Below are 11,961 nucleotides of genomic sequence, written 5' to 3'. Positions count from 1 at the left end.
TCCATCCAAGGAAGCCGCAATGATCCGCCGATCCCTCGTCCTGGCGCTGGCCGCCGCGCTGTCTCCGTTGGCCGCCAACGCCACGGACCTGCTGCAAGTCTACGAAATGGCGCGCAACAGCGATCCGCAGCTGGCCACCGCCGAATCGAACCGGCTGTACAACAAGGAAGGCGAAGTGCAGGCGCGCGCGGCGCTGCTGCCGCAGTTGAACGGCTCCGCTTCGCTGCAGCGCAGCCACAGCGAGATCGAGCGCGGCACCGGCGAACTGGCCGGCACCGGCAAGAGCCGCAGCTACGCGATCCAGGGCCAGCAGACGCTGGTCAACTTCGCCCAGTTCGCCACCCTGCGCGCGCAGAAGGCCAACAGCCTGGCCGCCGACTACACGCTGGAATCGGCCAACGACGACCTGATCGTGCGCACCTCGGCAGCCTACTTCAACGTGCTGGTGGCGATCGAGTCGCTGGTCGCCGCGGAGACCAACGAAGCCGCCGCCAAGAAGCAGTTCGACTACGCCGACAAGCGCCTGGAAGTGGGCCTGGCGCCGATCACCGACGTGCACGAAGCGCGTGCCGAGTACGACCAGGCGCGCGCCGACACGATCACCGCGCGCAACTCGCTGCAGGACCTGTACCAGGCGCTGACCGAGATCACCGGGCAGCCGGTACGCGACCTGCGCAGCCTGCCGGAGGACTTCCGCCCGCAGCTGCCGGCCGAGAGCAGCAACATCGACGGCCTGATCGCCTCGGCGCTGGACAAGAACCCGTCGCTGCGCGCCTACCAGTACCAGGTGCAGGCGGCCGAGAACAGCGTCTCCGCCGCGCGCGCCGGCCACCTGCCGACGCTGAATCTGGCGGCCAGCGTCGGCCGCGACGCCAGCTGGGGCGACGGCGTCTCCGGCAGCAACTCGCCGCGCTCGGACAGCAACGTCATCGGCGTGACCCTGAACATCCCGATCTTCGCCGGCGGCGCGACCCAGTCGGCGGTGCGCCAGGCGCTGGCGCAGCGCGACATCGCCCAGGACACCTACGAGCTGCAGAAGCGTGCGCTCGATCGCAACACCCGCAACGCGTACCAGACCGTGGTCGCCGGCATCAGCGAAATCGAGGCGCGGCGCCTGGCGGTGGTCTCGGCGCAGGCCGCGTACGACGCCTCGCAGGTCGGCCTGGAAGTGGGCACGCGCACCGTGCTGGACGTGGTGCAGAACCAGCGCACGCTGTACCAGGCGCAGCTGGCCTATGCGCAGGCGCGCTACAACTTCCTGCAGAACCGCCTGCTGCTGAGCCAGGCGCTGGGCTCGCTGGACGTGGCCGAGGTGCAGTCGATCAACGCGCTGCTGACCCAGAGCGCCGAATCCAAGCTCAACTCCGGCAGCAGCACCCAGTAACGCCGATACCGGCGTCTGTGCGACACCGCGAACGGCGGGCCTTCGGGTCCGCCGTTTTTGCTTGAGGGCCGGCACAGTGGCCAGGGACAATGCCTGGTGGCACCGAGGACTCCCGAGCAAGATCTGGGACGAGGGACTCGCTGGCGCTGATGCCGCGTTTTCGATGAGCGCCTTGGCATCGCGAGCGCTTCATCTTTCTGTCGCGGCTGAAGCCGCTCCTGCAGTGGCAGCACCGCATTTTTGTAGGAGCGGCTTCAGCCGCGACAGAAAAGGCGCGCGCCAGTGATGCCCTATCGCGCAGATTCCGGCCGCGAGATTCTCGAGGTTCCTTTCAGCCCCGACAGGCTTCACCGGCAACGCATGTCGCGACCGGAGCCGCTCCCACGACACGTCCACGGTCGCAACGCCCAGGACGCAACGCCTATTCGCCCGGCGGCAGATCCGGCGCCACCGGCGGCAGATCGTGCGCGATCAGTTGCAGCGCCCGCTGCAGCGCGCCGCGGCCATTGGCGACCAGCGCGCACCCGGCCTCGGCCATGCGCGCGCGCGCGGCGGCATCGCCCAGCAACTCGTGCAGCGCCGCGCACACCGCCGCGGCGTCCTCGCAGATCGCCACGGCGCCGGCCTCGCGCATGCGCCGCGAGATGTCGGCGAAATTGTGTAGGTGCGGCCCGGTCACCGACGGCGTGCCGACCGCGGCCGGCTCCAGCAGATTGTGCCCGCCGATCGGCTGCAGGCTGCCGCCGACGAAGGCGACCTGGGCGCAGGCATAGAACGTCATCAGTTCGCCCAGCGTATCGATCACGAACACGTCGTCCTCGGCGCCGGGCCACTGCTGCTGGCGGCGCGTGGCCACGCGCCAGCCCTGGTCGCGCGCCAGCGTCTCGACCTTGGCGAAGCGCTCGGGGTGGCGCGGCGCCCACAGCAGCAGCAGGTCCGGCCACTGCCGGCGCAGTTGCCGGTGCAGCTCGATCACCGCCGCCTCCTCGCCCTCGTGGGTGCTGGCGGCGATCCACACCGGCCGCGTCGGCGCCACGCGTTCGCCGAACGCGGCGACGAACTCCGGCAGGTGCTCGGGCACGGCGATATCGAACTTCAGGTTGCCCAGCGCGCGCACCTGCTGCGGACGCGCGCCGAGTTCGATGAAGCGTTCGGCGTCCGCCTGCGACTGCGCCGCCACGCAGGCGACAGTGCGCAGCGCGCGCCCGATCAACGGCCGCAGCAGGCGGTAGCCGCGCAGCGAGCGCGCCGACAGCCGCGCGTTGAGCACATACACCGGGATGTCGCGGTCGCGGCAGCCGAACAGCATGTTCGGCCACAGTTCGGTTTCCAGGATCAGCGCCAGACTCGGGCGGAAGTGCTGCAGGAAACGGCCCACGCTGCCGGGCACGTCGTACGGCAGGTAGACGTGGTCCAGCGCATCGCCCCACAGCGCGCGCACCCGCTCGGACCCGGTCGGGGTGATGGTGGTGATCACCCAGCGGATGTCCGGGCGCAGCACGCGCAGCGCGTTGACCACCGGCGCGGCGACGTTGACTTCGCCCACCGACACCGCGTGCAGCCACACCCGCGGCCGCCCGCGCGCTTGCGGATACGAGGCGTAGCGCTCGTCCCAGCGCTGGAAGTACTGGCGCACGCGGAAACCGCGCCAGACCAGGTGATAGACGGTGACCGGCAGCAGCATGTACAGCACGGCCGAATACAGGCCGCGCAGCAGCCGCTCGATGAAATCGTTGCGCATCGCGGAAGCATAGCGGGTTGCGCCGCGCAGGCGGCAGACGATCGCGACCGCCATCCCTGCACGCGCCATCGCGACGCGGCGCCGACGCCGCGTTGCCCGCTCCCGGCTAAACTTGGCGCATGTCCGCCCCATCCCCCGCCCTTCCGGCCGCCGCCACCACCGCCGCACCGCCGCCGCGTTCGCCGCGGCACTGGCCGACCTGGTTGCTGCTCGGCATCGCCGTGGCCCTGGCCCGGCTGCCCTGGTTGCTGCAGCGCGCGCTCGGCCGCGGCGTCGGCTGGATCGCGCTGCGCCTGGCCGGCACCCGCCGCCACGCCGCCGAAGTGAACCTGAAACTGTGCTTCCCCGAGCAGAGCGAGGCCTGGCGCACGCGCCTGCTGCACGACAGCTTCGATGCGCTGGGCGTGGGCGTGTTCGAGTTCGCCCGCGCCTGGTGGGGCAGCATCGCCCCGATCCGCCGCCGCACCCGCATCGAAGGCCTGGAGCACCTGCGCGCGCTGCAGGCGCAGGGCCGCGGCGTGCTGCTGGTGTCGGGCCATTTCATGACCCTGGAGATGTGCGGGCGGCTGCTGTGCCAGTACGTGCCGCTGGCCGGCATGTACCGCCGCCACCGCAATCCGGTGTTCGAGTGGGCGGTCAAGCGCGGCCGCCTGCGCTACGCCATCGCCATGTTCGCCAACGAGGACCTGCGCGGCAGCGTGCGCCACCTCAAGCGCGGCGGCTTCCTGTGGTACGCGCCGGACCAGGACATGCGCGGCAAGGACACGGTGTTCGTGCCGTTCTTCGGCATGCCCGCCTCCACCATCACCGCCACCCACCAGTTGGCGCGGCTGACCGGCTGCGCGGTGGTGCCGTATTTCCACCGCCGCGAAGGCGCCGACTACGTGCTGCGCATCGCCCCGCCGCTGGAAGATTTTCCGTCGCAGGACATGGTCGCCGACACCGCGCGGGTCAATGCCGCGATCGAGGCCATGGTGCGCGAGGCGCCGGCGCAATACCTGTGGATCCACCGCCGCTTCAAGCGCCAGCCCGGCGGCCGCAGTACGTTCTACGCGCGCGATTGAGCCAGGTGTAGGGCGGGTGCGGCCGCGTGCGCCCCAGCTCTGCGAGTCGTTTTCGCGCCGGACCCTCACCCCAACCCCTCTCCCGGTGGGAGAGGGGCACCGGCTATTCCCTTCTCCCCTCGGGAGAAGGTGCCCCGCAGGGGCGGATGAGGGTACGGGCGCAGCCTCGTGCACCCAAACTCCGCGAGTCGCTTTCGCGCCGGACCCTCACCCCAACCCCTCTCCCGGTGGGAGAGGGGCACCGGCTGTTCCCTTCTCCCCTCGGGAGAAGGTGCCCCGCAGGGGCGGATGAGGGTACGGGCACAGCCTCGTGCACCCAAACTCCGCGAGTCGCTTTCGCGCCGCCCCCCTCTCCCAGCGGGAGAGGGGCTACACGGTTCCTGCAGCGCCCTCGGTGTCACGCTCCTCGGCTAGCAGCGCGCCGACATACAGCCCGACCAGCATCAGCGCCAGCGAGCCCCAGAACGACGAATAGAACGCCAGGTGGGTGTTGAACGGGAACACGGTCGCCAGCAGCGCCAGCATCGCCGGCCGCGCCCGTTCGCGCGCCTGCGGCGAGGCGTAGCGCCACGCGCGCCAGGCCTGCGCGGCGCCGGCCAGCCACAGCAGCAAGCCGATCGCGCCGGTCTCGCTGAGCACTTCGAGCACGATCTGGTGGGCGTGGAAGGCCGGCTCGCGGCCCCAGGCGCCCCCATGCGCAGGATCCGGGTCGCAGGCGACATAGGCTTCGCGGAACCCGCGCACGCCCACGCCGTTGAGCGGATGCTGGCGGATCATGCACCAGGAGGCGCTCCAGATCTGCGTGCGCCCGGCCAGCGCCGCATCGAGATCGGCCGGACGCCCGCTCAGCGCCAGCGTGGTACGGGCGAAGCGCTCGCGCACCTGCGGCGATAGCGCGCCGAGCACGCCGGCGACCAGCACCGCGGCCACGCCCAGCGCCAGCAGCCGGCGCATGCCCAGCAGGCGCCAGCCCGACAGCAGCAGCACCAGCGCGTAGGTGATCCACGAGGCGCGCGACCCGGCCAGCACCAGCACCACGCCCACCGCCGCGGCGGCGCACAGCCAGCCCCAGGCGCCGCCGCGGCGCCCGGCCAGGAACAGCAGGAACGGCGACAGGCTGGCCAGTACCTGGCCGAACTTGAGGTTGCAGGGCCCGAACACCCCGCTGAGACGGTCGGCCAGCGCGATCTCCTGCGGCGTGCACAGGCCGTGGTGGCTGATCGCCCACTTCAGCTGGTCCATCGACCAGAACAGCGGACTGCTGCCGCACAGCGCCTGCGCCAGTGCATCGGCGGTCCAGATCGCGGCGATGATCGCCAGGCCGTTGAAGGTGGTGCGGCGGCCGCGCGGCGTCGCCACCGCCATCGCCACCAGCCACAGGAACGGCAGGAAGCGCAGGTCCACCGCCGATTCGCGCAGCGCCAGCGGCACGTCCACCGCGTCCAGCGCCGACAGCGGCTGCGGCAGCCAGTAGCTCAGGAACAGCAGCGTGGTCAGCGCCCACGCCGGGCCGCTGAGCAGGCTGGCGCCGCCGCGGAAACGGCTGTGCAGCAGCCGCGCCAGGGTGACCAGCGCGCCCAGCGCCAGCACCCCGGCGGCCAGACCCGGCGCCGGCCACAGCGCCACGAACGCCAGTACCCACACCGGCGCCCAGCGTTCGTTGCGCGCCGGGGTCAGCGGCGCGAGCAGGGAGGAATCAGTCGTGGAGTTCGTCATACACGGCCAGGGTCGCGCGCTGCATGGCCTGCAGCGTGTAGGGAATCTGCGCCGGCGGCGTCGGCGGATGCGCCAGCAGGCGCGCCGCGGCGGCGTGCAGCGCCGCCGGATCGAAGGCCGGCACCGCGCCCTCGGGCTGCAGCTGCGCCAGCAGTTCGCCGGCGCCGCCGTGCGCCCAGCCCAGCACCGGCCGCCCCACCGCCAGCGCCTCGACCACGGTGCGTCCGAACGCTTCCGGCTTGCGCGACAGCTGCAGCACCAGGTCGCTGGCGGCATAGGCCTCGGCGATGCGCGCGGTCGGCGCGGTGAACGCGACCGCATCAGCGATGCCCAGCGCGGCGGCCTGCGCTTCCAGCTCCTGTATGTAGGCCACACGCCCGGCCTCGCGCGCGCCGGGCAGCCACAGCCGCGCGTCGCTGCCGTCGGCGCGCACTGCGGCGAGCAGGCGCAGCGCGTCGGCATGGCCCTTGAGGCGGGTGCCGCGGCCGGGCAACAACAGCAACGGGCCATGCCCGGCCGTGGCCGGTGCCTGGGTCGCGGCCCAGGCGCGCGCCGCAGGATCGGGCTGCGCACGGCGCGGGAACTGCGCCGGGTCGATGCCGCGCGGGATCACCCGCAGCCGCGCCGGGTCGGTCTGCGGGTAATGGCGCAGCACGTAGTCGCGCACCGTGGCGGATACGCAGATCACCCGCTCGCCGCGGGCCATGATCGCGCTGTAGCGGCTCGGCGAATTGAGCCCGTGCACGGTGGTGACGAAGCGCGGCCGCTGCGCCGCGGGCAAGCCGCGCAGCGCGTGCCACCCCAGCCAGGCCGGCAGCCGCGAGCGCGCGTGCACGATGTCCGCCCGCTCGCGCACGAACAGGCGGCGCAGCGCCGGCACGTGGCGCAGGCTCAGCAGCGATTTGCGGCCGATGTCCAGGGCGATGTGCTCGGCGCCGGTCGCGGCCAGCGCCGGCAGCAGGCGACCGCCAGCCGAGACCACCAGTGCGCGGTGCCCGGCCGCGACCAGCGCCGCGGCGATTTCCAGGGTGGAGCGTTCGACGCCGCCGGATTCGAGCGCCGGCAGCAGTTGCACCACGGTCAGGCGGTGCATCGCGCCGGCGGTCAGTCGACCAGCACGAAGACCGCGCCGCAGTAGGGGCACTGGGCTTCGTTGCCCGGCTCGTCCTCGACCGGCAGGTACACCCGCGGGTGCGAGTTCCACAGCGCCATCTCCGGCGTCGGGCAGCTCAGCGGCAGCTCGGCGCGGTGCACGGTGTAGCGCTTCTCTGCATTGGCGGGCGCGGTGGCGGTATGGCTCATAGCGGTAGGCACGGCGGGAGGGGACAGCGAATTCTAGCAGCCCGTCCCGCGCGCGCGCCGGGGCGGGCGGCGCGCGCGCATGCGCCGCCGGCCATGACCTGGACGTGTCCTTGCGTAGCGGCTTGATGCCAAGCGATGACATCCACTATGCTCGGCGGTACGCGGCGCAAACCTGCCGCTCCGAGGTGTCCCGTGGATATAGGTGTGCGATTGATGCAGGCGCGGCGCAATGCCGGTTTCACGCTGCGCGAGCTGGCGGCCTTGCTTGGTGTGGCGCATAGCACCCTGGGTCACTGGGAGAACAATCGTTCGGTTCCCAATGCCCGGCATTTGCTGAAGATTGCCGAACTTACCGGCGTCGATGCCTACGTGCTGCTGACCGGCAAGCCGTCCAAGTTGAACCAGGGCGACCACGAAAGCCTGCCGCTGCCAGCCGGCAAGCGCCTGGCCTGAGGGGCCGCGGCGCCGCTGGCGCCGCGTTAGATCCTGCGCAGCCGCGCGGCGGATGCCGCCATGGCGTCATGCCTGCGCCCGTCAAGCGCAATTCATCCCACTTCGGACTCTAAATCGTTCATGCGACACACGCCGGTGGCGTGTGCGCGGGAGACGCCTGTGCGGCGTCCCGACGCCATGGCCCATCGGCCATCGATCACGCCGGGGTTCGATGCGCCGTTAATTCGGTCAGTTTTTGATGCCTGCGAGGCACCCACTCCCGATCGCTGGCAAACCCGATCGCCACATCCTGGCGCGACGGGCTGGCCGATGCGATGCATCCGGACACGCGCCGCAGAGAGACACCGCACGCCCCGCTCGGCATGCAGTGCCGACAGCAAAACGCGCAGCCACTACGGGCTGCGCGCGCATGTACATCGAACGCCCGAAGCCAGCGCTTACGGTGCGCTCTTCTCCGCTTCCAGCTGCTTGCGGATCTGCGCATCGACCGCGGCGATCGCGGTCATGTTCATCACCCGGCGCGAGGTGGCGCTGGTGGTGAGGATGTGCACCGGCTTGGAGATGCCCATCAGGATCGGGCCGATCGCCACCCCGTCGGTGAACACGCGCACCAGGTTGTAGGCGATGTTGGCCGCTTCCAGGTTCGGCAGCACGAACAGGTTGGCGCGGCCCTTCAGCGTGCTGTTGGGCATGATCTGCTTGCGCAGCGCCTCGTCCCAGGCGGTGTCGCCCTGCATCTCGCCGTCGATGTTGAGTTCGGGCTTGCGCTTGAGCAGCGCCTCGCGCACCTGGCGCATCTTCAGCGCGTCGCGCGAGTCGTGGCTGCCGAAGTTGGAATGCGACAGCAGCGCGATGTTCGGCTCGATGCCGAACAGCTTCAGCCGGTACGCGGCCTGCAGCGTGGCCTCGACGATCTGCTCCACGCTCGGATCTTCCTGCACGTGCGTGTCGAGGAAGAAGAACGCGCCCTGCTGGTTGATCACCCCGGTCATCGCCGAGGTCGAACTGACCCGCGGCTCCAGCGGGATCACGCTGCGCGCGTAGCCGAGCTTCTTGTGGAAACGGCCGACCACGCCGGTCAGCAGCGCATCGGCTTCGCCGCGCGCGACCATCACCGCAGCGATCAGCGTCGGCCGCGAGCGCATCAGTTCCTTGGCCGCGGTGACGGTGACGCCGCGGCGCTCGGTCAGCGCGTGGTAGTACTGCCAGTAGTCGTTGAAGCGTGGATCGTCGTGGATGTTGGTGATCTCGAAGTCCACGCCGGCGGTGATGCGCAGGCCCAGCCGCTCGATGCGCGCCTCGATCACGTCCGGGCGGCCGATCAGGATCGGGAACGCCAGGCCTTCGTCGATCACGCTCTGCACCGCGCGCAGCACCACTTCCTCTTCGCCCTCGGCATAGACCACGCGCTGCTTGTCGGCGCGGGCGCGGTCGTACACCGGCTTCATCATCAGGCTGGTGCGGTAGACGAACTGGCTGAGCGTGTCGCGGTAGGCGGCCATGTCGGCGATCGGGCGCGTGGCCACGCCCGAATCCATCGCCGCCTGCGCCACCGCCGAGGACAGCTCGACCAGCAGGCGCGGATCCAGCGGCCGCGGGATCAGGTAGTCGGGACCGAAGCTCGGGGTCTCGCCGCCGTAGGCTGCGCCCAGGTCGGAGGCCTCGCGCCGCGCCATCGCCGCGATCGCCTTGACGCAGGCGATCTTCATCGCCTCGTTGATGCCGGTGGCGCCGACGTCGAGCGCGCCGCGGAACAGGTACGGGAAGCACAGCACGTTGTTGATCTGGTTCGGGTAGTCCGAACGGCCGGTGCCGATGATCGCGTCCGGGCGCACCGCCTTGGCCGCCTCCGGGGTGATTTCCGGATTCGGATTGGCCAGCGCGAAGATCACCGGCTGCGGCGCCATCGTCGCCACCATCTCCGGCTTGAGGATGCCGGCGGCCGACAGGCCCAGGAAGATGTCCGCGCCCTCGACGATCTCGGCCAGGGTGCGCTTGTCGGTGTCGCGCGCGTAGCGCAGCTTGTCCGGGTCCAGGTCGGTGCGGCCGGTGTGGATCACGCCGTCGCGGTCCAGCGCCAGGATGTTCTCCGGCTTCAGCCCCAGCGACACCAGCATGTTGACGCAGGAGATGCCGGCCGCGCCCATGCCGGTGGTGGCGAGCTTGACGTCCTCGATCTTCTTGCCGGTCACCACCAGCGCGTTGAGCACCGCCGCGCCGACGATGATCGCGGTGCCGTGCTGGTCATCGTGGAACACCGGGATGTTCATCCGCTCGCGCAGCTTGCGCTCGACGACGAAGCACTCCGGCGCCTTGATGTCTTCCAGGTTGATGCCGCCGAAGGTCGGCTCCAGGCTGGCGATGATGTCGACCAGTTTGTCCGGATCGTTCTCGTCGATCTCGATGTCGAACACGTCGATGCCGGCGAACTTCTGGAACAGCACGCCCTTGCCTTCCATCACCGGCTTGGACGCCAGCGGGCCGATGTTGCCCAGGCCCAGCACCGCGGTGCCGTTGCTGATCACCGCGACCAGGTTGCCGCGCGCGGTCAATGCGCTGGCCTGCTGCGGATCGGCGACGATCGCCTCGCAGGCGAACGCCACGCCCGGCGAATAGGCCAGCGACAGGTCGCGCTGGGTCAGCATCGGCTTGGTCGCCGACACCTTGATCTTGCCCGGCGGCTGCTGGCGGTGATAGTCGAGGGCGGCCTGTTTGAAATCGTCGTTTGACATCGAGGCTTCTGTAGTCGAGAGGCGCGAGGACCCAGGATTCTACTCCCTGGGCCATGGCCAAGCCTGTCTTGCGGCTGTCGCCGCGCAGGCCGGGGGCCGGAAACGCGGCGCGCCGGCAAGGCCGGCGCGCGCGCGGGGTGATGAAACTCAGCGGATCGCGGCAGGCTCGGCCACGACCGCCGGCAGCGCGTCTTCGCCGCCGTCCAGGGCGATGCGCAGGCGGTCGCGATCCAGCGCGTTCTCCCAGCGCGAGACCACCACGGTGGCGACCGCGTTGCCGATGAAGTTGGTCAGCGAGCGGCATTCGCTCATGAAGCGGTCCACGCCCAGGATCAGCGCCATGCCCGCCACCGGCACTTCCGGCACCACCGCCAGCGTCGCCGCCAGGGTGATGAAGCCGGCGCCGGTGACGCCCGCGGCGCCCTTGGAGCTGAGCATCGCCACCAGCAGCAGCGCGATCTGGTGACCCAGGGTCAGCTCGGTGTTGGTCGCCTGGGCGATGAACAGCGCGGCCAGGGTCATGTAGATGTTGGTGCCGTCCAGGTTGAACGAATAGCCGGTGGGCACCACCAGCCCGACCACCGACTTCTCGCAGCCGGCCTTCTCCATCTTCTCCATCAGCGACGGCAGCGCCGATTCGGACGAGGAAGTGCCCAGCACCAGCAGCAGTTCCGCCTTCAGGTAGCGGATCAGCTTGAAGATCGAGAAGCCGCACAGGCGCGCCACCGCGCCCAGGATCACCAGCACGAACAGCAGCGCGGTCACGTAAAACGAGCCCACCAGCCAGGCCAGGTTGATCAGCGACTCCACCCCGTACTTGCCGATGGTGAAGGCGATCGCGCCGAACGCGCCGAGCGGTGCGGCGCGCATCAGGATGTGCACCAGCTTGAACACCGGCGCGACCAGCGCCTCCAGCAGGTTCAGCACCGGCTTGCCGCGCTCGCCGACCATCGCCAGCGACACGCCGAACAGCACCGCCACGAACAGCACCTGCAGGATGTTGTCGCCGACGAACGGGCTGAGCAGCGTCTTGGGGATGATGTCCATCAGGAAGCCGACCAGGGTCAGCTCGTGCGACTTCTCCACGTAGCTGTGCACCGCGCTCTGATCCAGGTCGGCCGCATTGATGTTCATGCCGGCGCCGGGCTGCACCACGTGCGCGACGATCATGCCGACCACCAGCGCCAGCGTGGAGAAGAACAGGAAATACACCATCGCCTTGACGAAGACGCGGCCCACTGTCTTCAGGTGGGTCATGCCGGCGATGCCGGTGACGATGGTCAGGAAGATGACCGGCGCGATGATCATCTTCACCAGCTTGATGAAGGCGTCGCCCAACGGCTTGAGCTTCTCGGCGAAGGCCGGCTCGAAGTGGCCGAGCAGCGCGCCGAGCACGATGGCGACCACCACCTGAAAATACAGCTGCCGGTAGAACGGCACATGCCGATGCACGAGGCCGCCGGCCGGGGAAGTTGGGATATGCATGCAGAGCGCTCCGGAACGTGACGGAACCGGGGACCCGACGCAGGTCCCGGAATGCTGCCTTTGTACGCGGCACCGGCTTCTAAG

The 11,961-nt window shown here is 70.1% G+C and carries 9 protein-coding genes; 3 read left to right on the top strand and 6 right to left on the bottom strand.

The genetic code is table 11. The features are described from left to right. The first annotated feature begins 19 nt into the window (after positions 1 to 19). Complete coding sequence (locus J2Y70_RS05300; RefSeq protein ID WP_263395664.1) at positions 20 to 1,384, top strand: TolC family outer membrane protein; 1,365 nt, start codon at positions 20 to 22, stop codon at positions 1,382 to 1,384. 421 nt (positions 1,385 to 1,805) lie between these two features. Here the strand turns inward: J2Y70_RS05300 and waaA are convergent, their stop codons facing one another. After that, positions 1,806 to 3,125, bottom strand: a complete 1,320-nt coding sequence (gene waaA / locus J2Y70_RS05295; protein WP_309914217.1) for a lipid IV(A) 3-deoxy-D-manno-octulosonic acid transferase — start codon at positions 3,123 to 3,125, stop codon at positions 1,806 to 1,808. A 119-nt stretch (positions 3,126 to 3,244) separates the two neighbouring features. On the opposite strand from waaA, the gene J2Y70_RS05290 reads away from it, so the two are divergent. After that, positions 3,245 to 4,189, top strand: a complete 945-nt coding sequence (locus tag J2Y70_RS05290) for an LpxL/LpxP family Kdo(2)-lipid IV(A) lauroyl/palmitoleoyl acyltransferase (protein WP_309914214.1) — start codon at positions 3,245 to 3,247, stop codon at positions 4,187 to 4,189. A gap of 369 nt (positions 4,190 to 4,558) precedes the next feature. On the opposite strand, the gene J2Y70_RS05285 is transcribed toward J2Y70_RS05290, so the two are convergent. The 3 genes from J2Y70_RS05285 to J2Y70_RS05275 are packed head-to-tail and all read right to left on the bottom strand — an operon-like array spanning position 4,559 to position 7,207. Continuing rightward, the gene (locus tag J2Y70_RS05285) at positions 4,559 to 5,905 is read right to left on the bottom strand and encodes an O-antigen ligase (protein WP_309914211.1); all 1,347 of its coding nucleotides are present in this window, start codon (positions 5,903 to 5,905) and stop codon (positions 4,559 to 4,561) included. Beyond that, positions 5,886 to 6,998 carry a glycosyltransferase gene (locus J2Y70_RS05280; protein ID WP_309914208.1) on the bottom strand — a complete coding sequence of 371 codons (1,113 nt, stop codon included), beginning with the start codon at positions 6,996 to 6,998 and terminating at the stop codon, positions 5,886 to 5,888. Before J2Y70_RS05280 ends, J2Y70_RS05285 begins: the two co-directional genes overlap by 20 nt. 11 nt (positions 6,999 to 7,009) lie before the next feature. Next, positions 7,010 to 7,207 (bottom strand): zinc-finger domain-containing protein, encoded by a 198-nt coding sequence (locus J2Y70_RS05275; RefSeq protein ID WP_263395669.1) that lies wholly within the window; start codon positions 7,205 to 7,207, stop codon positions 7,010 to 7,012. Positions 7,208 to 7,417: 210 nt separating this feature from the next. Between J2Y70_RS05275 and J2Y70_RS05270 the strand changes: the two genes are divergently transcribed. Next, positions 7,418 to 7,660, top strand: a complete 243-nt coding sequence (locus tag J2Y70_RS05270; protein ID WP_309914201.1) for a helix-turn-helix transcriptional regulator — start codon at positions 7,418 to 7,420, stop codon at positions 7,658 to 7,660. 437 nt (positions 7,661 to 8,097) lie between these two features. On the opposite strand, the gene J2Y70_RS05265 is transcribed toward J2Y70_RS05270, so the two are convergent. Continuing rightward, entirely contained in the window at positions 8,098 to 10,392 is a 2,295-nt protein-coding gene (locus tag J2Y70_RS05265; RefSeq protein ID WP_263395670.1) for an NADP-dependent malic enzyme, read from the bottom strand. Positions 10,393 to 10,539: 147 nt separating this feature from the next. Continuing rightward, positions 10,540 to 11,877, bottom strand: a complete 1,338-nt coding sequence (locus tag J2Y70_RS05260) for a dicarboxylate/amino acid:cation symporter (RefSeq protein WP_309914196.1) — start codon at positions 11,875 to 11,877, stop codon at positions 10,540 to 10,542. Positions 11,878 to 11,961: the final 84 nt, after the last annotated feature.

Origin of the sequence: Xanthomonas sp. 1678 (assembly GCF_031455575.1) — a bacterium.
Classification (GTDB): domain Bacteria; phylum Pseudomonadota; class Gammaproteobacteria; order Xanthomonadales; family Xanthomonadaceae; genus Xanthomonas_A.
This window is presented reverse-complemented; position numbering and strand designations above follow the sequence as displayed.

What these genes read in the sequence shown, in the direction of transcription:
- J2Y70_RS05300 (WP_263395664.1), top strand. Translation starts at nt 20, where the DNA reads ATGATCCGCCGATCCCTCGTCCTGGCGCTGGCCGCCGCGCTGTCTCCG.
- waaA (WP_309914217.1), bottom strand. Translation starts at nt 3,125, where the DNA reads ATGCGCAACGATTTCATCGAGCGGCTGCTGCGCGGCCTGTATTCGGCC.
- J2Y70_RS05290 (WP_309914214.1), top strand. Translation starts at nt 3,245, where the DNA reads ATGTCCGCCCCATCCCCCGCCCTTCCGGCCGCCGCCACCACCGCCGCA.
- J2Y70_RS05285 (WP_309914211.1), bottom strand. Translation starts at nt 5,905, where the DNA reads ATGACGAACTCCACGACTGATTCCTCCCTGCTCGCGCCGCTGACCCCG.
- J2Y70_RS05280 (WP_309914208.1), bottom strand. Translation starts at nt 6,998, where the DNA reads ATGCACCGCCTGACCGTGGTGCAACTGCTGCCGGCGCTCGAATCCGGC.
- J2Y70_RS05275 (WP_263395669.1), bottom strand. Translation starts at nt 7,207, where the DNA reads ATGAGCCATACCGCCACCGCGCCCGCCAATGCAGAGAAGCGCTACACC.
- J2Y70_RS05265 (WP_263395670.1), bottom strand. Translation starts at nt 10,392, where the DNA reads ATGTCAAACGACGATTTCAAACAGGCCGCCCTCGACTATCACCGCCAG.
- J2Y70_RS05260 (WP_309914196.1), bottom strand. Translation starts at nt 11,877, where the DNA reads ATGCATATCCCAACTTCCCCGGCCGGCGGCCTCGTGCATCGGCATGTG.